Below are 21275 nucleotides of genomic sequence, written 5' to 3'. Positions count from 1 at the left end.
GCGATGTTCAGGGGACAAGCGTCGCCAGCAGATCTGAATATTGCACCTTGCCCGCACCGGACAGCGGGAACTCGTCCACCACATGCACGCGAATCGCAGACCGATGCAGCCGATAACGTGCGCTCAGTTGTGCGACCAGTTCGCTCGCAGCATCCGGCGTCGCTCCCTTCCAGGCAACGACCAGTAGATCGTCTCTACCGGTAACCGCAACATCGTACTGCGCCTCGCGCAGATGCGACTCAACTTCGTCAAGCCCGATACGATTACCAAATACCTTGATGAACCGCTTCAGGCGCCCAGCAATATGAAAGTAACCATCATCGTCTCGCCAGGCTAAATCTCCAGTCAACAGCATTCCGTGCTGTGTATCCGGCAACGCGAGATCTTCCTGCCGATCCGCATAGCCCATCATGACGTTCGGCCCGGTATACCTCAGTTGGCCGGTCTCACCCACACCGCTAATGACTTGACCGTCATCGGAGACCAGCTCAAGCGCCCCGCCTGGAATGGCGATCCCGATTGAGCCAACCTTATCCAGCACGCGATCAGACGGTACATACGACATGCGAGCCGTAGCCTCTGTCTGCCCATACATCACGAAAAAACGCTGCCCCCGTGAGGTCGCTAGCTCGCCAAGCCAGCGCACAAGATCCGGTGTTAAACGCCCACCAGCTTGGGTTAACATACGCAACGATGGCAATTCCATACGCTCGAAGCGCAACTGTTTCAGCATGGTGTAAATGGTCGGTACACCCGCTAAGCTTGTCGCTCCATGGTCGCGGAACATATCCCAGAATTTACGGGCCGTCACCGGCTGGCTCGTCAACAGAATCGACGCTCCCACAGCCAAGTGACTGTTGAGGACGGACAAACCGTACGAATAGTGGATCGGAAGGCTCGTAATCGGCCGTTCGGCCTCAGTCAAGCTCAAGTATTGACCAATGGCCTCCGCATTTGCCTGGAGATTGGTTTCGGTCAATTTGACAAGCTTGGGCGAACCAGTGCTACCTGAAGTGGACAGCAAAAGGGCTACATCGGGGTGCACTAGAGGGGATGATGCAGCGCGCGAGCGCCAGACACCTTCGGTAGACCACACGTGCGCAATACCAAAATGGGTATAGAGCCGTTGGCGCAGATCCTCTTCGAGTTGAGCATCCACGAGCAATGCCGGACATCCTCGGCGAAGTGCCCCCAAGTAGGCGGCCACCGAAGGCAATGCATTTTCACACTCGATCGCAACCAACGTACGCGGCGCCACCCCTGATGCGCGGAATACGGTGTCCGCCTTATGCACCAGTTCCGCATAAGAGATGCAAGCTCCGTCCTCAAGAATTAACGCAGGCCTGCTACCGTAGGCTGCCAGGCGATGGGCGAACATCAAATTAGCATCCCCCCATCGACACCAATGGTCTGCCCCGTCACATAGGAAGCCAGGTCAGATGCCAAAAACAGCGCAACCTTAGCGATCTCATCTGGAGAACCGATCCGCCCCATTTTGACTGAAGCAATGCGTTCAGCAAATTTTTCCGAGCCCACCGATCGCGCCATGTCTGTATCGATAAATCCTGGCGCAATTGCATTCACGCGAATATTCTGCGGCGCCAGCTCTTTCGCCAAAGACTTTGTAATTCCAATGACGGCGGCCTTACTACCTGCATAGACCGCCTGGCCAACGTTGCCGTTGGTACCAATAATCGATGCGAGGTTGATAATGCTACCACTCTTATTACGGGCCATTAGACGGCTCGCATACTGAGCGCAATAAAGAACTCCGAATGTATTCGGCTCAAACACTCGATGAACTTGGGCTTCGGTTACCATGCTGATTAAGGCATCATCCAAAACACCCGCATTGGAGACAAGTACATCAAGCCGCTTGTACTCTTTGAAAATAAGCTGGAAAGCGTCCCGTACGCTTTCTGGATTTGTCACATCCAATACGACCGTGGAAACTCGCACACCTTCAACAGAGGCCTCGAGTTGCGCCTTGGCAACATTAAGCAGCTCCTGGGTACGGCCGGACAGGACCACACAGGCCCCTTCTTGCGCAAAAAGCTGCGCAGTTGCGAACCCAATGCCACGGGCAGCGCCGGTGATCAGCGCGATCTTGTCCTTGAGCAACATTACTAGTCTCAGAAAGCGATTTCGTACTTCGACAGAATTTCTTTGGCTTTGCCAACTGAACTCATGTTGACGATGTCATCAGTGTCCATCATGATGTCGAATGCACTCTCTATCTCGGCGATCAAGGCCATGTGAGCAACCGAATCCCACTCGGGAATCGTGTTGTAAGTCAGATCATCCACGACCTTTTCCAGCGGGATCTGTAAAGAACTGGCGAATACTTGATGTAATTTCTCGGTATTACTCATGAATAAATGAAGAGCAAGTAAATGATGAAGAGGAACTAAGCACCTCGCGGCAACTGAGGTAGCGCGATTGTAGACCAATGAGCCCCTCGGGGCATGAGATAGGACAGGACGTCACTCATAGCCTACCCGTGTGACCAATCAGGCCATGCCACAGACCTTTGAACATCAGTCTTGCCCGCTCGGAACGAGGACCGATGCTTAGCACAAAGAACACCAAAAATTGCAGCAGCCTGAACAGATGCGCGCACTTCCACCCAAACGGCATCGGCACCGTACGCAGCATCAAGACCGTATTGCGAAACATGTAGTAGTTCCGAAACGGAGAATGCACGGGAACCTCACGCATACGCCCAAACCAAATGCGGACCACCCGGTCTCCGAGGGAGTGATCTAGCAAGGCGTCACACACACCGAAAATTCGGTAACCGGCGTTTTTCGCACGTAGACACCATTCTGTATCGACATGGTCGATGAAGTACGACTCGTTCATACCGCCAATCGCGCTCAATATGTCCAAGCGCAACAGCGTGCCCGACGAAATCAGGAAGTCTGCCTCGACGAATCCGTGCCCCGGAGCGCATTCAACACGCGAAACCACTCCATTGCGCATCTTGACGAATTTCGACCGCACACCTGTACGACGGTCGATTGTTACTGGCCCCACAGCAGCAACGAGCTCCCCCCGGGCACGCAAGGCAAGGTCAGTTGCCAACAGCCGTCCCACCATGTGGGGTAGGGGCAAGCTGTCATGATCCATAAGAAGTCCGTACGAGCACCCCAACTCACCCAAGCGCCGAAGCCCGATATTGTGAGCCGCGGCAATACCGACGTTGGCTTCAGCTCCGATCACCTCGATACGCGCTGACGCTGAATGACGCGAGAAATCAGGAGCGCAGCGCGAGGCGTTGTCCACCACCACGATCCTGTGCACCTGCCCTACCAACCGATCGACCAACTCGTCCAAGTGGCTAGGGTCCGCGTTGTAGGTAACTACCACAGCCCCCACATGATGCGCGGCGGTATCAGAAAGCTCCTCTCTAGGAGCATGCCCGGCGCTCATCGTGACAATCGGCGACGAATCCGCTGCTTCAATTCTTGAACAAGTACCCGGCCCGGCATCAATGTCAACGGATTACCTGGGCGGAACGCGTCCGCCTCCCCCATTAACTTATGGAACGCACGGTCATCCAACGCGTAGTCTTTCTGGAGCACCTCTCGGTGGGACGGGCTGGCCAGTAGATCAAAGAGCTTGGTCACACCCACCACCTTGTACATGTGTCCCAGCCACTGGTTGTAACCAAAAAAGAGCAGGGCCTTCTCGATGTCGGCATGCACGTCCGACGGAATCGGGTTGTGGACAAGCCGATCCCCAAACGCCTCCACAAGCAGTTCCGATGACACGCCATCGAAGAACTCCCGAGCAATCATGTAGTGCTCGTTCATTGTCCGTATGGAGTTTGCCGGTGTGTGACTGCTCGCATTTTCGCCTGGCAAGATCCGAAAATTAATCAATTCACGATCCGAAATGTGAAACTGCCACCTGCGAATGAACCGCACCCACATCTCAAAGTCAGGCAATTGTCGGTAGCGATTATCGTACGTCCCAATTTGCTGATATACCCCGCTTCGGATCAGCATCGTGGGATGGCAAAGACAGTTACCGTGATCGAAGAAGCGCCGCAGCCATGCCCCGCGCGATCTATTTTCTTGATCGAACACGGTACCGAACTGCATGGTTGACTTATCAACCGGTCGGCCGTCGCGGTCAAAATATTGCGCACGCCCAAATACCGCCGCCAACTCGGCGTTCGACTCAAGGATATCGACTTGATACGATAACTTACCCGGCAGCCAAGCATCGTCGGAGTTGATCAGCGCGATATATTTCCCACGACACCGCGAAATTAACTCGCGTGTTACCACGCCAGCACCGCGATTAACCTCGTGAGGGAATATCTGCATGCGCGGGTCGCTAATACTGCGAATAGCGGCAACGGTCTCATCCGGCGAACCATCGTCTGCGACCAACAACTCCAGATCTTCGTAATCTTGCGTAAGAACACTACGAATCGATTCGGCAACAAACGGCGCGTGATTGTATGCCGGCATGATCACCGATACGGTAGGCGCCTTCATACCAGCCCTCCCATTGCCTTCCGAACAACACGCTTACAGATAGGCGGAACCATCCATCGCAGAATTGTCACCGCCACGGGTGGCAGACACTCCATGACCAAACGGAGCCCACCTCGCACCACTCGACGCAAAGTGACTCCCGCTGGTAACACTGCGACTTCTACACCACCGGCGCCGGCCGCACGCAATCGCACCGCCAGCGCCTCAAATTCAGCATGAAAAACTTGGTCAGTCACAGCGTCGTACTGAGGAATCACTTCAAGCTGAGACGTGAGTTTCTGCCGATGTGTCAACAGACTCCAAGAACCCGCACCGTGAATGCGATAAATCGACAACGGTGCGTCGAGAAATCCAATTAGCCCCTGACGACCGATGGTGATGTTAACTGCCCAGTCATAGGCACGAAGATCAAATAACGCACTTGGCAAATTCCTCAATGCCGACACCCTATACAAGCAAGTAGAGAAATTGCCAATCAGGTTATCGGCAATCAGGTCACGGCTAGACAAATACCGGAAGCCATCCGATGCTGGCACGCGCTCAGTGTATCTAGACTCGTCCTCCGAGTAGACGAAGTAGTTAGATCCACACAGAACGCATTCGCGGTGAGCATCCAAAAAGGCAAGCTGCCGCGACAGCTTCGTTGGGCTGCACCAAATATCGTCACCCTCTAGTACGGCTACGTATTCGGAATCAATTGCGGCAAAACCCCGTTGATAATTACGTGTGATGCCCATGTTCGGTGCCTCCGGCAGAAACCGAAATTGCACGCGAGGATCCCGACCTACGTACTCCCTAATAATGGCGCGAGTACTGTCCGTCAACGCATCATCAGCCACGACGATCTCGAAATTCTGATCGATGTCTTGCCACAACACACTATCCAAAGCTTGTCGGATATATGCAGCGTGGTTATATGTGACCAGCAGAATACTAACCTTCAAATTTGCCTCACATTGACTTGGGGACGAGTACTACGGACTTTAGCTCAGAAAACCATTAATACTTCAGGGCACGATGAATCAGTCGGCAAATCATATCGACCTCTTCGAAGGACAGCGAGTGGTACAACGGCAGACACAGCACGCGCCCAGCGATGTCATCACACACAGGGGTCGCCTTGACGCTGCGCACGTAATTGAGCGACCCAAGCGACGGGAAAAAATACCGTCGCGGAAACACACTGTGCAAATTCAAAGTTTCGATGACGGACAGGTTGATCGCCTCGCTTTCGAAGACGACCGGATAGTAGGCGTTGTTGTACCCGCTGTGCTCAGGAATCTGCGGTCGGACGATATTGAGCCCGCGCAGATTATGGTCATAGCGTGCACACAAGTCAGCGCGCGAGCGCAAAATATCATCCAGATGCTCCAGATTACAAAGACCCATGGCAGCATGGAATTCGGAGTTCTTGCCGTTTATTCCCACACCATCGAACTCAGTCGGTGATACGTGCCCAAAATTGCGCATGCGAGCAAGTGTGCGTAACAACTCTGGCTGCTGCGTGACGACAGCTCCACCTTCAACCGTATGAAAGAGCTTGGTTGCATGAAAGCTGGTTGTCGATATGTCGCCGAACGCGAAAAGCGATTTACCACGATAGGTCGTACCAAAGGCGTGTGCTGCGTCGTAAATCACCCTAAGGTTGTGCCGCTGCGCTATGCGCTCAATGGCCTCCACATCGCATGGTGTGCCATAGACGTGCGTCGCTAAAATGCCAGTCGTCTTCTCCGTAATCAGTGCCTCGATGCTACTGGGATCAATATTGAACGTGCGAGCACAGATATCAGCCATTACCGGCGTGCAGCTTTCCCACACGATACTGGACGTAGTTGCGACATAGCTGAACGGAGTGGTAATTATCTCCCCTGTTAGATTCAGCGCCTTGATGGCTAGTTGTAGCGCGACCGTCCCGTTCGACACAAACAGGAGGTGATCCAGACCAAGTCGCTCTTTTAGCCTAAGCTCCAACTCGTTAACGAGAGGGCCATTGTTAGTCAACCACTCGCGCTCCCAGATTTGCTGGATATACCTCTGATAGCTCGCAAGAGGCGGTAGAAAAGGCTTGGTGACATTGATGTTCATCTGCACTGCCCAAAAAAGACTTTGTTGGATTTATTGAGTTTACCCGACACCGCCCTACCCCCACCTTCGTTCGAAGGCTCCTGAGCAGCCACGCATATCGTCCAAACTCCAAAAAATACCGTCACTTGCGCCCCTCGAAAATGAGATCCTGATGGAATGGCCGACACTCCAACCCCTGCAGAGGGATGTGCTCACTCTCTCGCCACGGCACGGAAATCACATCGTCGAAACCGGCTCGCCTCATTGCGGAGGCTAGCGCGGCTGAATCATACACATACTGATGCCCCCAACTGCGAAGGCTCTCATTAACAAGGTCTGCCCGTTCCTGCACTACCCAACCGACATCCAGCCATTCATCCAATTTCCCTTCGGAATATCGTTCCACCAGATATTCCAATGACGGAGTGGACAGTCGCAACACCGCTCCTGGTTTGAGCACGCGATGGGCCTCGATGAGAAATGCAAGCCCATTCGCTTTCGGAAGATGCTCAATAAAATGTTCACAAAAAATATAATCGACCGTTTCGTCCGGAAATGGCAGCCCTTTTGCAAGATCCCATCGATAAACGCTAGGCCCGCCATACGCATCGATATTGATCCAACCAGGTATTACATTGTGCCCACACGCCACATGCAATTTGAGTGGCGACGTACTTGGGTCGACGTCAGTCAAAACCTTTGGGGGAGCATCCTCTTCAGGCATGCCATCCGCTGCGGTTTCTTGGGTGAGAAACTGAATCCCCTCTAGAGAGCCGAAGCGGAGGTTACCGTAAATATTCCATTCGCCGATCACGCCAAACTGGGCTGCGACAGCAACAAAATCGGCAATCACATAGTCTTCAGCAACTTGGCTCACTGGATCAGAATCGGGAGCTGGCCGGGACAACACTGCCGCCACATCATAACGTCCACGCACAAACGCGCACGGTACTCGCCACTTGGCCTTATAAACATCACCCGCCTTAACGTTCGTGAGAAATTGATTCTCAAGCAGGTTATCGATGTAGGCAACATCTGCACCTGTTCGATCCCTCACATGGATACCCATACCCACCATGGCACTATCGACGTTCATCTTGAACGAAGCGACGATGTACACGTCCTGGCCATGCTCGAAAGTTTCCCTTGGTCGACCATATTCGTCAACAGTTTCCACAGACAGATAGGTCGCAGCTCCATCACCAACACGTTCGATAGTCGCCGTCTTCTCAAATCCCACCTCGTCCTGTGCTTTCTTCTCATGCACAATTCCGGTGTACAGATTTGCGACGTGTGCTGTGTCAGCAAAAGCAAGCATTTTTCCCTGTTCTAGCAATACAGCCTTCGAACAAAGCGATTTGACCGCACTAATATCGTGACTTACGAAAAGCAACGATAGTCCATCGTTCATCATGCGGCGAATACGGTTCATGCATTTCGCCTGAAACACTGAATCGCCTACAGCCAGAGCCTCATCCACAATCAAGAGCTCCGGTTCTACGTGGCATGCTACCGAAAATGCCAAACGTACATACATGCCACTAGAATACGTCTTGACCGGTTGGTCAATAAATTGACCAATATCCGCAAACGCGGCGATGTCATCGAATTTCTCGAGAATTTCATCCCGTGTCAAACCCAGGATGGCGCCACTGAGCATGACGTTATCCCGCCCGGTAAACTCCGGATTGAAACCTGCGCCCAACTCAAGCAACGCCGAAATCTTACCGCGCGTGATTACCTGGCCATGGGTAGGCAACAGGGTACCGCAGATAATTTGGAGCAGCGTCGATTTGCCGGCTCCGTTCCGCCCGATGATTCCAACAGTCTCCCCACGAGCAACATTGAAGTTTACGTCCTTGAGCGCCCAAAACTCCTTGTGGTAAGCCCGCCCGCCACCCTGTTTTTTCCAAAGCCGAGATGCGATAGATTGTTTAAGACGATCGACAGGTGCGTCATAAATATGAAACACCTTAGAGACGTCCTGCACGTGCAAAATGGCATCATCACATGACATCAGCAAATCCCCGGCGAGTCTTTTGAAACCATACAAAACATAGCAACGCAAAAATCAACGATATGGCGAGATAAACAATATACTCAAGCACATTAGGAATAACGCCAAAGAATAAGACACTTCGCACCTGATCGATTGCCACCGTTAAGGGGTTTATATACATCAGCGGCCGAATTTTTTCTGGCAATGCTGTGATCGGAAAAAAAATCGGAGACGTAAACGGCAAAACAGCCGTAAAAATAGTCACAAATTGACTAATATCCCGCAGATAAACGCCAAACGAAGACAATAACCACGAGAATCCCGCAGCAAAAAACACTATTGGCAGCAGCGCCACAGGCAGCAAAATCGACGTCCAGTGCAAATACCCTCTAACCACGCCAAAGAAACAAAACCATACACCAAAGCCAATAATCGCATGAAAGAGAGCCGACCCAACCACGACCCATGGAAGAATCTCCAGAGGGAAAACAACCTTTTTTACGTAGTTCGAATTAGCCAAAATCAGGGATGGCGATCGGTTTAGGCATTCACCGAGAAAATTAAATACCAACAAACCGCAGAAAAGCAACATAGCAAAATCGCTTCTCGATTCGTCAACTGCACTCCACCGCGCCTTGAATACAACACTGAAGAAGAATGTGTAAACAACCAGCATCAACAATGGATTAACGACCGCCCACAACAAGCCCATCAGAGATCCGCGATATCTAATGGAAATATCGCGCTTAATCAGCTCCGTCAGCAAATAGCGATTCGCAAACAGCGATCTAAATAACGAAAAAATATGCATACCCAATTGCTCACAATCTCATCTAGTACAGCCTGCGGGCGAGTCACCCAAACTCGTACCCGAACAGCCTCCCCACTGCGGGGATCGCGAAATTGCCCTTTTGTCACCGCACTCGGCCGAACTTGATTTGCGGTGCGAAGTCGATGGCGGACGTTGGCTTCCGCCAATGCCATGAGTACGCAGCGCCGATTTTGCTCGCCAGCACCTCGACCGACGGACTGGTACAGCAAGCCAAGCGCCAAACCGCTTGCCCCACTGAAGGACCCTAGGCGCCGCCGCCCGTCATACCTTCATTCACACACAATGCAAGAGCTTCCTGCCACGTCGGAGGCTCCAGACAAAACTGCGTTCGCAATTTGTCGTTGCAAAGGACAGAGTTAGAGGGTCGCGCCACAGGAGTCGGATATTCCGAAGAGGCGATTCGCGTAACTTTCGGGCGTCTCTCTATATCAGAAATCGCAATACGGAATATCTCGGAAGCAAAATCCGCCCACGTAGTGACTCCGGCCGCAGTAAGGTGATAAATACCGGACTTTTGAGCCCACCAATCCTCTGCATTAGATACAACTGGAGATTTTTGGGCCAGAATATGGCCCGTTAACGTTGCAATCGTGCGGCTCCAAGTTGGTGCGCCGTACTGATCATCGACGACCTTCAACTCATTCCGCTCACGAGCAAGCCGAAGCATTGTCAATAGGAAATTCTTTCCACGCATGCCGTACACCCAACTAGTACGGAGCACAAGATAACGCTTCGCTGTACCAACTACGGCCTGCTCTCCAAGCAGTTTGGTTTTCCCATAGACATTCAACGGTTCAGTAGCGTCGCTTTCCGTATACCCAGCGTCGTCGGCATGCCTTTGGCGATTTCCACTAAAAACGTAGTCGGTAGAGTAATGAATGAGCCCTGCTCCAATGTCATTTGCGCACTCGGATAGCAGTGCGGGAGCATCTGCATTTACCAACCTTGCTGCATCGACATCGGTCTCCGCACGATCAACAGCCGTATACGCCGCCGCGTTCACAATGACGGACGGTCGGATGCGCGCGACAGTCGCGCGTATGGCCTTGGGGTCGTCCAGCGACAAAGCTGCACGATCGAGAGAAACGATCGCACCCAGGCCACTCAGCGTGCGCGCCAACTCGAAGCCAACCTGACCGGTTGAACCGATAATCAAAATTGGACCGGTTGCGCGTGATGTCATTGTTGGATTCAATTAAATACCTCTGCTTCCCGGAGCATCGGTGCAGCCGCGTCCTTTGCGGCCACGACGGGCTGACCGACCAGAGGCCATTCGATGCCGATGGCGGGATCCGACCAATGAATGGACCGTTCCCATTCTGGGTACCAGTAATCGGTAGTCTTGTAGAGAAAGTCAGCCGATTCAGAAACCACTAGAAAACCATGGGCGAAGCCTGGCGGGATCCATAGTTGTCGCTGGTTTTCTTCGGACAGGCTTACCCCAACCCAAGCGCCAAAATTCTTAGATTCCTTTCGAATATCAACTGCGACATCAAATACCTCTCCGCTGGTAACACGTACCAACTTCCCCTGAGCACGCTGAATCTGATAGTGGAGACCACGCAACACCCCCTTTGACGAGCGCGAATGGTTGTCTTGGACGAAGCTGACCGTAGGATCCACCTTTTCTGCAAACTCCCGCGCATTAAAGCTCTCAAAGAAGAACCCGCGACTATCACCAAACACCTTCGGTTCGATAATTTTCACTTCGGGTAGCGCGGTCGGCGTTACTTGGATTGCCATACTGTTTGATCCGAAAGAATGTTCTGCAAGTATTGGCCGTAGCCATTCTTCGCGAGTGGCTGAGCTAGTTGCAGCAGTTGCTCGGCATTAATCCAGCCTTGTCGATACGCGATCTCTTCAGGGCACGACACCATCAAGCCTTGGCGCTTCTGCAGCGTTGCGATGAACGTCGCTGCCTCGATAAGCGAGTCGTGCGTCCCAGTATCGAGCCATGCATACCCGCGCCCCATGATCTCGACGCTCAGCTTACCGGCGGTCAGATAGCGCGAATTGACGTCCGTGATTTCAAGTTCCCCACGCGGCGAAGGTTTGATATCCGCCGCGATGTCGCATACATCGTTATCGTAGAAATACAGCCCAGTGACGGCATAGTTCGAGCGCGGCGCTTTGGGCTTTTCTTCGATCGAAAGTGCCTGGAAATCCTTGTCGAACTCCACTACACCGTATCGCTCGGGGTCATGCACGTGGTACGCAAAAACCGTCGCACCCTCTTGCTTGCTGTTGGCGCTGCCAAGCTGCCGCGCCAAATCATGGCCGTAGAAGATGTTGTCACCCAGGATTAGTGCAGAAGGGTCGTTTGCAACAAAGTCCCGGCCGATGATGAACGCTTGGGCAAGCCCATCCGGCGACGGTTGGACCGCGTACTGAATATTCATCCCCCAACGACTTCCATCGCCCAACATAGCGGAAAAACGCGGTGTGTCTTCGGGCGTTGAAATCACGAGAACATCTCGGATCCCTGCAACCATCAGTGTCGACAAGGGGTAATAAATCATCGGCTTGTCGTACACCGGCAGCAACTGCTTGGATACCGAGTGGGTGATCGGATAAAGCCGGGTGCCTGAGCCACCGGCCAGGATAATGCCTTTGCGTGCCATGGAGGTTCCTTACTGCCGCTTTTCGTAGTTCGTTGCGACCCAGTCGCGATAAGCGCCCGACACCACGTCCTGCACCCAGACCTGATTGTCCAGATACCACTGGACGGTCTTGCGCAGACCCGTCTCAAAGGTCTCGGCGGGTTTCCAGCCAAGCTCGCGCTCCAGCTTGCGCGCATCGATGGCATAGCGGCGGTCGTGGCCTGGGCGGTCCTTCACGAACGTAATCTGATCGCGGTACGAACCGGTTGCCTTGGGCTTCAGCTCATCCAGCAGGTCGCACAGCGTATAGACGACGTCCAGGTTGGTCTTCTCGTTCCAGCCACCCACGTTGTAGGTCTCGCCCAGACGGCCGCGCGCGAGCACCTCGCGGATCGCCGCGCAGTGGTCGCCTACATAGAGCCAGTCGCGCACGTTCTGACCATCCCCGTACACCGGCAGCGGCTTGCCGCTGAGTGCGTTGGTAATGATCAGCGGAATCAGTTTTTCCGGGAAATGGTACGGACCGTAGTTGTTGGAACAATTCGTGGTCAGCACCGGCAGGCCATACGTGTGGTGGTATGCGCGCACCAAATGGTCCGAGGCTGCCTTGGAGGCCGAGTACGGGCTGTTGGGGGCGTACGGCGTGGTTTCCGAGAATTGCGGGTCGGTCGCGCTGAGCGAACCAAACACTTCGTCGGTGGAAACATGCAGGAAGCGGAACGCCGCCTTGGCGTCTGCGTCCAGCCCGCCCCAATAGGCGCGAACGGCTTCGAGCAGGGTGAACGTGCCGACGATATTGGTCTGAATGAACTCGCCGGGGCCATGGATGGAGCGATCCACGTGGCTTTCGGCTGCGAAGTGCACCACGGCGCGCGGCTTGTACTGCTCGAACAGGCGATCGAGCGCGGCGCGGTCACAGATGTCCGTCTGCGAAAACACGTGGCGCGAGTCGCCTTCTACGGTGGCCAGGGTCTTGCGATTGCCCGCGTAGGTCAGCTTGTCGACGTTGACGATGCCGTCAGCGCTGGGGTTTGCCAGCCAGTTCAGAACAAAATTGCCGCCAATGAAGCCGGCACCGCCTGTGACGAGAATATTGGACAACCTCTGTGCTCCTTGTCGCGTGTCTCTATACGCGGCTGGGTCCGCGCCATGCCCGGGTCAAGGGCGGCGGACTTTGTTGAATGCAATAAGAAGTGGCGTATTCTATCCGACCCTAGGGTTACCCCTCCCAAACGGCCCCATCTTTTTGTAGCGCGTTGTAACACCTGAGACCTTGACGTCTCGTTATGGGCGACGCGCGACTTGCAATTCACATGACAAGCGCGTCACCCGCCCCCTACGCCATCGGCGACCTCCAAGGCTGCTGCTCTCCCCTCCAAACGTTGCTGGCCGCCCTCCCTATCGACGGCCCTCTGCGCTTTGTCGGCGACCTCATCAACCGCGGCCCCGAGTCCCTCGCCACGCTCCGCCAAATCATCGCGCTGTGCGAGTCGGGCCGCGCCCGCACGGTGCTCGGCAACCACGACATCCACCTGCTGGCGGTGGCCGCCGGCGTGCGCAAGCCGGGCAAGCGCGACACCCTCACCGAAATCCTCTCCGCGCCCGATAGCGACCGGCTCATCACATGGCTGCGCCACCAACCGTTGGCCATCTTCGAAAATGGCTTCCTCATGGTGCACGCCGGCGTGCTGCCTCAATGGACGACGGGTGACGTATTGGAACTGGCTGGCGCGGTGGAACGCGAGCTGCGCAGCGCCCATTGGAAAACCTTCCTCGCAGACGCGTTTGGCAACCATCCGGACAAGTGGAGCAACGATCTCGTCGGCATGGACCGCCTGCGTCTGACCATCAACGCCCTCACGCGCCTGCGTTTCTGCAAGCCCGACGGCACGATGGAATTCGAGACAACGGACGCGGAAGGTGCGCCGGATGGCCACATGCCGTGGTTCGATGTGCCAGGCCGGCGTACACGCGGCACGCCGATCGTCTTCGGCCATTGGTCGACGCGCGGGCTGGTGATGCGCGATGACGTGATGGGGCTGGATACAGGCTGCGTCTGGGGCGGCAAGCTGACGGCGGCGAAGCTGTCGCTGGCGCCGGCCGGCCGGGACGTGATCCAGGTGGAGTGCGAGCAGGCGCAGGACCCGCTCGCGCACAAGAAGTAACCGCCTGACCTAGCCCGCGCGGGCGATCAGGGCCGCAACGGCTTCCTGGCTGTGCGCGGCCAGCGCGCGGCGGTCCATCTCGGGGGCCACGGCGGGGCCCACGACCACTTCCGCCACCAGCGGCGGCCCGTTCAGGATGGCGTTGATCGTATCCATCAGCGACAGATCGCCGATGTAGGCGGGAATGGTCGTCAACTCGCCAGTCGCGGCAATGCGATAGCGCAGCGCCAACGGTCGGATCGGCGCGCCGGCGCTCACCGGTGCCTGGAACAGGTTGGCGTGGAACGGCAGCAGTTGCAGCCCGTCCGACGTCGTCCCTTCGGGAAACACGCAGATGGCATCCCCCGCGCGCATGGCATCGGCGATGGCGTGCATGATGCGGTGCGCATCGCGTTTGCGGGCGCGCTCGACAAACAGCACGCCGGTCTGCGCGCACAGCCAGCCGATCACCGGCCAGCTACGAATCTCCGACTTGGCGACAAAACGCGGCGGGCACCAACTGTTGATGGCGTAGACGTCGATCCACGACACGTGGTTGGACACCAGCATCGAACCCGCCAGGTCCTTGCCTTCAACCGGCTCGCCATGCACGACAAGCGAGACGCGGAGCAGCGCCAGCAGCTTGCGCGACCAGCGTTGAATCAGCGCCTGTTTGGTGCGCGGCTTGACCCACCAGAACAGCAACGCGCACGTGAGCAGGCCCTCGACCAGATGCACGAGCAACCGCGACTTGCGCAACAGATGCTTGCGCTGCGGCGTGCTCGTCGTCTCGGTGGGCACGCTTGCCACGCGTTGATCAATGCCCGTCATAGGCAAGGTGACCGGCAACCAGCGTGGCGCGCACGCGGCCTGCCAGTTCGTAGCCCAGGTACGGCGAGTTCTTGCCCTGGCTGCGCAGCGTGCGCGGCTCGAGCTTCCAGATGGCTTCCGGGTCGAACACGCACACATCGGCCATCGCGCCCACTTCCAGCGAACCCGCATGCAGGCCCAGCACACGTGCCGGCTCGCTGGTGATGCGCGCCAGCGCCTTCGGCAGCTCGACCTTGTGCTCCGCGGCCCAGCGCAGCGTCAGCGGCAGCAGGGTTTCGAGGCCGGTCGCACCCGGCGTGGCTTCGGCAAACGGCAGCAGCTTCTCGTCGTCGTCCACCGGGGTGTGGTCCGAGCAGATCGCGTCGATGGTGCCATCGACCAGTGCGCGCACGATGCCATCGCGGTCGCGGCCCGAGCGCAGCGGCGGCACGAAGCGCATCTGCGAGTTGAAGTAGCCGATGTCGACGTCGGTCAGCGAGATATGGTGGACGTTCACGTCGCAGGTGACCGGCAGGCCTTCGGCCTTGGCGCGGCGCACGAGGTCGATGCCGGCCGCAGACGACAGACGGCACAGGTGCACGCGCGCGCCCGTGCTGCGAATCAGTTCGAAGATGGTGTGCAGGCGCACCGTCTCGGCCATCACCGGCACGCCGGAGAGGCCCAGGCGCGAAGCCAGCGGGCCGCTTGCCGCCACGCCACCCTTGCCCAGATACGGATCTTCCGGACGCAGCCAGACGGTAAAGCCGAACGTCTGCGCGTATTGCATCGCGCGCATCAGCACCTGCGTATCGATGATCGGCGAGTCGGCTTGCGAGAAGCCCACGCAGCCCGATTCCGTCAGCTCGGCCATCTCGGTCAGCACCGCGCCCTTGAGGCCCACGGTGAGTGCGCCGAGCGGATACACATGCGCCTGATTCAGGTTGCGCGCGCGAAACTTGAGCATCTCGACCAGGCCCGGCTCATCCAGCACCGGGTCGGTGTCGGGCGGGCACACCAGCGAAGTCACGCCGCCGGCCATCGCCGCAGCCATTTCCGATTCGAGCGTCGCCTTGTATTCGAAGCCCGGCTCGCGCAAGCGGGCGGACAGGTCGATCAAGCCCGGACAAACAATCAGGCCGGTCGCGTCGATGGTCTTGTTGGCGTGAAAATCCGCCGGCGCGTGGCCCACGCCCACCACCTTGCTGGCGGCGATGTATAGATCCTGTTGCGCGTCGATGCCGTTGGCCGGGTCGATCAGGCGGCCGCCTTTGATATGCAGTTTCATCGGTCTTCTTAGTCGTTGTTGCCGGCAACAATGCCCATCACGGCCATACGTACGGCGATGCCGAACGTCACCTGGTTCAGGATCACCGATTGCACGCCATCGGCCACGGCGGAGTCGATCTCCACGCCGCGGTTCATCGGGCCCGGGTGCATGACAATGGCGTCGGGCTTGGCCAGCGCCAGGCGTTCTTGCGTGAGGCCGTAGGCCTTGAAGTATTCCTGCGCGGACGGCAGCAGCGCGCCGCTCATGCGCTCGTTCTGCAGGCGCAGCATGATGACCACGTCGACGCCCTTAAGGCCCTCTTCCATGTTGTGGAAGACGCGCACGCCCATGTGCTCCAGGCCGCCCGGCAGCAGCGTACGCGGGCCGATGGCGCGCACTTCGGCGCAACCCAGCGTCGTCAGTGCATGGATGTCGGAACGCGCCACCCGCGAGTGCAGAATGTCGCCGACGATCGCCACCGTCAGGTTGGAGAAATCCTTCTTGTAGTGGCGGATGGTGAACATGTCCAGCAGCCCCTGCGTGGGGTGCGCATGGCGGCCATCGCCCGCGTTGATCACGTGGACGTGCGGTGCGACGTGTTCGGCAATCAGGTACGGCGCACCGGAGCTAGCGTGCCGCACAACAAACATGTCCGCCTGCATCGCCGACAGGTTGTTGATCGTATCGAGCAGCGACTCACCCTTGCTGGTGGACGACGCGTTGATGTTCAGGTTGATCACGTCCGCCGACAGCCGCTTGGCCGCGATCTCGAACGTGGTGCGCGTGCGCGTGGAGTTCTCGAAGAACAGGTTGAACACGCTCTTGCCGCGCAGCAGAGGCACCTTCTTCACCTCGCGGTCGGAATCCGATACGGAGACGAATTGCTGCGCGGTGTCCAGCACGTGCGTGAGGATGTCGCGCGACAGCCCCTCGATCGACAGCAGGTGCTTGAGCTCGCCGTTTTTCGTGAGCTGCGGGTTGGCGAAAGTCTTGGGCATGGAGAAGACGAAAGCGACGAAAAAGCGACGACGGGGTCAGGTCAAAACAGAAGCGATGCAGCGCAGGCGCTCAGGCACCCTTGGGCTCGCGCGTGAAAACGAAGCGTGCGGAAGCACCCTCACCGGATTCGCTCAGCACGAGCGACTCATTGGCAGGCAGCGTGACGCGTTCACCGATGTAATCTGGGGCGACGGGCAACTGACGTTCGCCGCGGTCAACCAGCACGGCCAACTCCACCGCAGCGGGACGGCCATAGTCGAACAGCTCGTTGATGGCCGCGCGGATGGTGCGGCCGCTGGCCAGCACGTCGTCCACCAGCAGGATGCGGCGCTCGTTCACGTCGAACGGCAATGTGGTCGGCTGGGCCTGGGCGTGCAGGCCCTTCTTGGCGTAATCGTCGCGGTGCATGGCGACGTTGACGACGCCGTATTCCGGCAAGCCAAGGTCATGCGCCAAGCGCTTGGCAATCCAGGCGCCGCCGCTGACGATTCCAGCGACTGACCAGGCATGGCCGTCGGCCATCCGCGTGCGCAGCTGTGCAACGAGGCTCTGGTAGAGGGCCTCGGCATCGATCTGTTGCGATGTCATGATTCGTCGAAGAACTGTTGGAGGATGATGCGCGCGGCCTCAGCGTCGAGCACATCGTCGGAGGCACCGGCATCCTGGGCGGCAATCGACGAGTAGCGTTCGTCCACCCAGGTGACCGGCAGGCCATAGCGGCCATGCAATTGATTGCCGAAGCGTTTGGCGAGCTTGATCATGGGCTGCACCTCGCCATTGGGGCCATCGGGGTGCACAGGCATGCCGACGACGAAGCCGACTGGCTGCCACTCTTTGATCAAGCGCGTGATCTGCGCGAAGCGAAAATCGACTGACCGGTTGGGAATGGTTTCCAGCGCCCGTGCCGAGCGTGAAATCGTATTGCCCAGCGCCACGCCGATGCGTTTTTCGCCGTAATCGAATGCCAGCAAGGTGCCGTCAACAGGCACGGGGGCGATGGCCGGATGCACCGGCTCAGGCATGCCCTGCCTCGCCCGACAGCATGGCGGGGTTGATACCGAGCAGGTTCAGCGCAGCGGCAAACCGCTGCTCGGCAGGCACATTGAAGATGATTTCGGGATCGGCCTGGACAGTCAGCCAGCCGTTACGGCTGATTTCGTCTTCCAGTTGGCCAGCGCTCCAGCCGGCGTACCCGAGGGTCAGGATAAAGCGATGCGGGCCACCGCCCTGGGCGACGGCTTCGAGCACATCCTTGGAGGTGGTCATTTCCAGCCCACCCGGCACGGCCAGCGACGACGAATACGCGCCCGTGGCGTCGTGCAGCACAAAGCCGCGCTCGGTCTGCACCGGGCCGCCGTAGTACACGGATTGTTCTGCGAGGGGGTGGATTTCGAGCTTGAGATCGATCTTGTCGAACAGCGTCGCTAAGTCGATATCAATGGGGCGATTGATCACGAGCCCGAGCGCGCCGCGCTCGTTGTGCTCGCACATGTACACGACCGTTCCCGAAAACGTGGAGTCCGCCATGCCAGGCATAGCGATCAGGAACTGATTCGTGAGATTGATAGGTGCGTCCGGCGAGGCCATACAACTAGTTTACCAAAAGCCCCCGGCCATCGCCCCTTTCATTTGGAGGAAACGGCCTCGGCGGCAAGATTTTTTGTGCTGACTCAGGCACCTGTGCCGGTTGCGCGCGGGGGCGTGGCGTTCAGCGCTTCCAGGTCGGCCGCTTCGAGCCAGCGCCACTCGCCCGGCGCGAGATCGCCCAGCGAGAGCCCGCCGATCGTGCTGCGATGCAACCCGGCCACGTGGTTGCCCACCGCAGCCACCATGCGTTTCACCTGGTGGTATTTGCCTTGGGTGAGCGCCATGCGCAGGTGGTGCGTATCGACACGCTCGGCCCAGGCAGCGCTCACGTTTTCATTCTCATCGGCCAGCAGCACGCCGGCACAGAGCTGCGCAACCTGGGCGTCGGTCACTGGTTCGGCGGTGGTGATTTCATACACCTTGGGCACCTGATGGCGCGGGCTGGTGAGCGCGTGGACGAACTGACCATCGTCAGTGAGCAACAGCAGGCCGGTGGTGTCCTGATCGAGCCGCCCAACGCACTGCACGCCCCGCTCGCGCAGCGGCACTGGCAGCAGCGTGTACACGCTCGGATGGTGCTTCGGCTTCTGCGAGCACTCCACCCCGGCCGGCTTGTTGATCATCAGGTAGGCGCGTGCGTGATAGGTCCAGCGTTCGCCGTCCACGTCGAGCACCAGACCGGCGGTATCGACCAGCGCGTCCGGGTCTTCCATCTCGACGCCGTCAATGAACACCAACCCCGCGAGCACGAGGTCCTTGCAATAACGGCGCGTGCCAAACCCCTGCGATTGCAGGATGCGATACAGCGGAAGACGAGCAGAAGAATCAGCCATGACAACAACGTGAAGAAGACAATACAGCAGCGTTTTTGCGATACGCTCAGCCGGTCTCAGATCCAGCCGAACATCGATGCCCACCGCCACCCAACGCCGCACACCTTATGCAATTGGCGCGCATTTCCAGCGCGGGCTGGTGTGGTTCCGGCGTGATCTACGGCACTTTGACCATGCGGCGCTGCATTATGCCCTGCGCCACTGCCGCGAGGTCTATTGTGTGTTCGTCTTCGACCGCGACATCCTCGACGCGCTGCTCGCGTGCGGGCTGAAGGCAGACCGCCGCATCGAGTTCATCCGCGCGTCCATCGAGGCATTACGCGAGGCGTTGCGCGAGGCCGGCGGCGACCTGATCGTCGTGCACGACCACCCTCGGCAGGCGATTCCGGCGCTTGCACGCCAGCTTCATATCGAAGCCGTGTTTGCCAACCACGACGAAGAACCGGTCGCGCAGGCCCGTGACGAAGCCGTGCGCAAGGCGCTGGAGCAGCAACCGTGTGCCTGGTTCGACTTCAAGGACCAGGTGATTTTCGAGCGCCATGAAATCCTGAACGGCCAAGGCAAACCGTACGGCGTCTTCACGCCTTACAAGAACGCCTGGCTGGCCGCGCTCACGCCGTTCGACCTGCGCGCGTATCCGACGGAGCCGTACTTCGGCGCGCTGGCCAAGCCGCCGCAAGCGCTGACGCACGCGACACCCTCGCTGGAAGCGATGGGATTCGCCCCTTCGAACCTTGCCGAGATCGCCCTGCCGACCGGCATGGCCGGCGCCGAAGCGCTGCTCGATGACTTTGAAGCGCGGATGGATGACTACCGCGCACGCCGCGACTTCCCCGCCGTGCGCGGGCCGAGCTATCTGTCGACGCACCTGCGCTTCGGCACCATGTCGATCCGCACCTTGGCCGCCCGTGCCCACGCGGCCATGCTGCGCGGCAGCCAAGGCGCGGCAACCTGGTTATCGGAACTGATCTGGCGGGACTTCTATTTCATGATCCTGCACCACCGCCCAGACTTGGCTGACGGTGCATCGTTTCACCCGGAATTCGACCGCGTCCGCTGGGTCGACGGCGAAACCGGTGACACGCGTTTCGCGGCGTGGAAGGCGGCGCGCACGGGCTATCCGCTGGTAGACGCCGCCATGCTGCAGATTCACCAGAGCGGCTACATGCACAACCGGCTGCGCATGGTGGCGGCCTGCTTCCTCATCAAGGACCTGGGCGTCGACTGGCGACGCGGCGAGCAGTACTTTGCCGACGTGCTCAACGATTTTGATTTCGCGGCCAACAACGGCGGTTGGCAATGGGCGGCGTCGAGCGGCTGTGACGCGCAACCGTGGTTCCGCATCTTCAACCCGGTCACGCAATCGGAGAAGTTCGACCCGCAGGGCCGCTTCATCCGCAAGTACCTGCCGCAACTGGCGAGGCTGCCTGACAAGTACCTCCACGCGCCGTGGACAGCACCGGCCAGTGTGTTGAAGGAAGCCGGCGTGGTATTGGGCGAAACGTACCCGCATCCGATCGTCGATCATGCGGCCGCACGCGCGGCCACGCTGGACCGCTATGCCGTCACCAAGGCCAATCGCACATCAGGCGCTCAAGCCGCCGCGCTGAGCAAAAGCGAGGCCGAATAACG

General features: G+C 57.9%; 22 protein-coding genes. 2 read left to right on the top strand and 20 right to left on the bottom strand.

Going from position 1 to position 21275, the window contains the following annotated elements:
* Positions 1–7: 7 nt before the first annotated feature.
* The 13 genes from ACS7SF_RS14145 to rfbB all read right to left on the bottom strand — a co-directional run bounded on the left by ACS7SF_RS14145 (position 8) and on the right by rfbB (position 13104).
* Positions 8–1378: an AMP-binding protein gene (locus ACS7SF_RS14145; protein ID WP_439890368.1), complete on the bottom strand. Its 1371-nt coding sequence runs from the start codon at positions 1376–1378 to the stop codon at positions 8–10.
* Positions 1378–2124 (bottom strand): SDR family NAD(P)-dependent oxidoreductase, encoded by a 747-nt coding sequence (locus ACS7SF_RS14140; protein ID WP_439890367.1) that lies wholly within the window; start codon positions 2122–2124, stop codon positions 1378–1380. The genes ACS7SF_RS14145 and ACS7SF_RS14140 overlap by 1 nt, the downstream gene beginning before the upstream one ends.
* An 8-nt stretch (positions 2125–2132) precedes the next feature.
* A complete protein-coding gene (locus ACS7SF_RS14135; protein WP_439890366.1) occupies positions 2133–2372 on the bottom strand; it encodes an acyl carrier protein in 240 nt (79 codons plus the stop codon).
* A 115-nt stretch (positions 2373–2487) separates the two neighbouring features.
* A complete protein-coding gene (locus tag ACS7SF_RS14130; protein ID WP_439890365.1) occupies positions 2488–3336 on the bottom strand; it encodes a glycosyltransferase family 2 protein in 849 nt (282 codons plus the stop codon).
* A 92-nt stretch (positions 3337–3428) separates the two neighbouring features.
* Positions 3429–4508: a glycosyltransferase gene (locus ACS7SF_RS14125; RefSeq protein ID WP_439890364.1), complete on the bottom strand. Its 1080-nt coding sequence runs from the start codon at positions 4506–4508 to the stop codon at positions 3429–3431.
* A complete protein-coding gene (locus ACS7SF_RS14120) occupies positions 4505–5395 on the bottom strand; it encodes a glycosyltransferase (RefSeq protein ID WP_439892762.1) in 891 nt (296 codons plus the stop codon). The genes ACS7SF_RS14125 and ACS7SF_RS14120 overlap by 4 nt, the downstream gene beginning before the upstream one ends.
* Before the next feature lie 112 nt (positions 5396–5507).
* Positions 5508–6593, bottom strand: coding sequence for a DegT/DnrJ/EryC1/StrS family aminotransferase (locus ACS7SF_RS14115; RefSeq protein ID WP_439890363.1), 1086 nt, complete (start codon positions 6591–6593; stop codon positions 5508–5510).
* A gap of 121 nt (positions 6594–6714) precedes the next feature.
* Complete coding sequence (locus ACS7SF_RS14110; protein ID WP_439890362.1) at positions 6715–8589, bottom strand: ATP-binding cassette domain-containing protein; 1875 nt, start codon at positions 8587–8589, stop codon at positions 6715–6717.
* Positions 8579–9382, bottom strand: a complete 804-nt coding sequence (locus tag ACS7SF_RS14105; RefSeq protein ID WP_439890361.1) for an ABC transporter permease — start codon at positions 9380–9382, stop codon at positions 8579–8581. The genes ACS7SF_RS14110 and ACS7SF_RS14105 overlap by 11 nt, the downstream gene beginning before the upstream one ends.
* Before the next feature lie 265 nt (positions 9383–9647).
* Positions 9648–10586, bottom strand: coding sequence for a dTDP-4-dehydrorhamnose reductase (rfbD, locus tag ACS7SF_RS14100; RefSeq protein WP_439892761.1), 939 nt, complete (start codon positions 10584–10586; stop codon positions 9648–9650).
* An 8-nt stretch (positions 10587–10594) separates the two neighbouring features.
* A complete protein-coding gene (gene rfbC, locus ACS7SF_RS14095) occupies positions 10595–11146 on the bottom strand; it encodes a dTDP-4-dehydrorhamnose 3,5-epimerase (RefSeq protein ID WP_439890360.1) in 552 nt (183 codons plus the stop codon).
* On the bottom strand, positions 11131–12024 hold the full coding sequence (rfbA, locus tag ACS7SF_RS14090; RefSeq protein ID WP_439890359.1) for a glucose-1-phosphate thymidylyltransferase RfbA: 894 nt from the start codon (positions 12022–12024) through the stop codon (positions 11131–11133). The genes rfbC and rfbA overlap by 16 nt, the downstream gene beginning before the upstream one ends.
* 9 nt (positions 12025–12033) lie before the next feature.
* Positions 12034–13104: a dTDP-glucose 4,6-dehydratase gene (rfbB, locus tag ACS7SF_RS14085; RefSeq protein WP_439890358.1), complete on the bottom strand. Its 1071-nt coding sequence runs from the start codon at positions 13102–13104 to the stop codon at positions 12034–12036.
* A gap of 212 nt (positions 13105–13316) precedes the next feature.
* Here rfbB and ACS7SF_RS14080 point away from each other — a divergent pair, with 212 nt between their 5' ends.
* A complete protein-coding gene (locus ACS7SF_RS14080; protein WP_439890357.1) occupies positions 13317–14168 on the top strand; it encodes a symmetrical bis(5'-nucleosyl)-tetraphosphatase in 852 nt (283 codons plus the stop codon).
* Positions 14169–14177: 9 nt separating this feature from the next.
* Here ACS7SF_RS14080 and ACS7SF_RS14075 read toward each other — a convergent pair whose 3' ends face one another.
* From ACS7SF_RS14075 to ACS7SF_RS14045, 7 genes are all read right to left on the bottom strand, one after another.
* Positions 14178–14978 carry a lysophospholipid acyltransferase family protein gene (locus tag ACS7SF_RS14075; RefSeq protein ID WP_439890356.1) on the bottom strand — a complete coding sequence of 267 codons (801 nt, stop codon included), beginning with the start codon at positions 14976–14978 and terminating at the stop codon, positions 14178–14180.
* Positions 14965–16242, bottom strand: a complete 1278-nt coding sequence (locus tag ACS7SF_RS14070; protein WP_439890355.1) for a dihydroorotase — start codon at positions 16240–16242, stop codon at positions 14965–14967. The genes ACS7SF_RS14075 and ACS7SF_RS14070 overlap by 14 nt, the downstream gene beginning before the upstream one ends.
* Positions 16243–16250: 8 nt before the next feature.
* Positions 16251–17222, bottom strand: coding sequence for an aspartate carbamoyltransferase catalytic subunit (locus tag ACS7SF_RS14065; RefSeq protein ID WP_027678022.1), 972 nt, complete (start codon positions 17220–17222; stop codon positions 16251–16253).
* A gap of 70 nt (positions 17223–17292) precedes the next feature.
* Positions 17293–17811 (bottom strand): bifunctional pyr operon transcriptional regulator/uracil phosphoribosyltransferase PyrR, encoded by a 519-nt coding sequence (gene pyrR, locus ACS7SF_RS14060; protein ID WP_439890354.1) that lies wholly within the window; start codon positions 17809–17811, stop codon positions 17293–17295.
* On the bottom strand, positions 17808–18245 hold the full coding sequence (ruvX, locus tag ACS7SF_RS14055; protein WP_439890353.1) for a Holliday junction resolvase RuvX: 438 nt from the start codon (positions 18243–18245) through the stop codon (positions 17808–17810). Before ruvX ends, pyrR begins: the two co-directional genes overlap by 4 nt.
* Positions 18238–18810 carry a YqgE/AlgH family protein gene (locus ACS7SF_RS14050; RefSeq protein WP_426397386.1) on the bottom strand — a complete coding sequence of 191 codons (573 nt, stop codon included), beginning with the start codon at positions 18808–18810 and terminating at the stop codon, positions 18238–18240. The genes ruvX and ACS7SF_RS14050 overlap by 8 nt, the downstream gene beginning before the upstream one ends.
* A gap of 83 nt (positions 18811–18893) precedes the next feature.
* Positions 18894–19643: a pseudouridine synthase gene (locus ACS7SF_RS14045; RefSeq protein ID WP_439890352.1), complete on the bottom strand. Its 750-nt coding sequence runs from the start codon at positions 19641–19643 to the stop codon at positions 18894–18896.
* A 76-nt stretch (positions 19644–19719) separates the two neighbouring features.
* On the opposite strand from ACS7SF_RS14045, the gene ACS7SF_RS14040 reads away from it, so the two are divergent.
* Entirely contained in the window at positions 19720–21273 is a 1554-nt protein-coding gene (locus ACS7SF_RS14040) for a cryptochrome/photolyase family protein (protein WP_439890351.1), read from the top strand.
* Positions 21274–21275 lie beyond the last annotated feature (2 nt).

The sequence above is a fragment of the Ralstonia sp. 25C genome, from assembly GCF_051904805.1.
In the GTDB taxonomy this organism is placed as follows: Bacteria; Pseudomonadota; Gammaproteobacteria; order Burkholderiales; family Burkholderiaceae; genus Ralstonia.
The sequence above is the reverse complement of the archived record's forward strand: the minus strand, read 5'-3'. Positions and strand labels throughout refer to the sequence as shown.

Coding starts and splice junctions, on each gene's coding strand:
- ACS7SF_RS14040 (WP_439890351.1), top strand. CDS start 19,720: ATGCCCACCGCCACCCAACGCCGCACACCTTATGCAATTGGCGCGCAT.
- rfbA (WP_439890359.1), bottom strand. CDS start 12,024: ATGGCACGCAAAGGCATTATCCTGGCCGGTGGCTCAGGCACCCGGCTT.
- ACS7SF_RS14115 (WP_439890363.1), bottom strand. CDS start 6,593: ATGAACATCAATGTCACCAAGCCTTTTCTACCGCCTCTTGCGAGCTAT.
- ACS7SF_RS14045 (WP_439890352.1), bottom strand. CDS start 19,643: ATGGCTGATTCTTCTGCTCGTCTTCCGCTGTATCGCATCCTGCAATCG.
- rfbD (WP_439892761.1), bottom strand. CDS start 10,586: ATGACATCACGCGCAACCGGTCCAATTTTGATTATCGGTTCAACCGGT.
- ruvX (WP_439890353.1), bottom strand. CDS start 18,245: ATGCCTGAGCCGGTGCATCCGGCCATCGCCCCCGTGCCTGTTGACGGC.
- ACS7SF_RS14125 (WP_439890364.1), bottom strand. CDS start 4,508: ATGAAGGCGCCTACCGTATCGGTGATCATGCCGGCATACAATCACGCG.
- ACS7SF_RS14075 (WP_439890356.1), bottom strand. CDS start 14,978: ATGACGGGCATTGATCAACGCGTGGCAAGCGTGCCCACCGAGACGACG.
- ACS7SF_RS14080 (WP_439890357.1), top strand. CDS start 13,317: ATGACAAGCGCGTCACCCGCCCCCTACGCCATCGGCGACCTCCAAGGC.
- rfbC (WP_439890360.1), bottom strand. CDS start 11,146: ATGGCAATCCAAGTAACGCCGACCGCGCTACCCGAAGTGAAAATTATC.
- pyrR (WP_439890354.1), bottom strand. CDS start 17,811: ATGACATCGCAACAGATCGATGCCGAGGCCCTCTACCAGAGCCTCGTT.
- ACS7SF_RS14065 (WP_027678022.1), bottom strand. CDS start 17,222: ATGCCCAAGACTTTCGCCAACCCGCAGCTCACGAAAAACGGCGAGCTC.
- ACS7SF_RS14070 (WP_439890355.1), bottom strand. CDS start 16,242: ATGAAACTGCATATCAAAGGCGGCCGCCTGATCGACCCGGCCAACGGC.
- ACS7SF_RS14050 (WP_426397386.1), bottom strand. CDS start 18,810: ATGGCCTCGCCGGACGCACCTATCAATCTCACGAATCAGTTCCTGATC.
- ACS7SF_RS14105 (WP_439890361.1), bottom strand. CDS start 9,382: ATGCATATTTTTTCGTTATTTAGATCGCTGTTTGCGAATCGCTATTTG.
- ACS7SF_RS14140 (WP_439890367.1), bottom strand. CDS start 2,124: ATGTTGCTCAAGGACAAGATCGCGCTGATCACCGGCGCTGCCCGTGGC.
- ACS7SF_RS14110 (WP_439890362.1), bottom strand. CDS start 8,589: ATGTCATGTGATGATGCCATTTTGCACGTGCAGGACGTCTCTAAGGTG.
- ACS7SF_RS14145 (WP_439890368.1), bottom strand. CDS start 1,378: ATGTTCGCCCATCGCCTGGCAGCCTACGGTAGCAGGCCTGCGTTAATT.
- ACS7SF_RS14135 (WP_439890366.1), bottom strand. CDS start 2,372: ATGAGTAATACCGAGAAATTACATCAAGTATTCGCCAGTTCTTTACAG.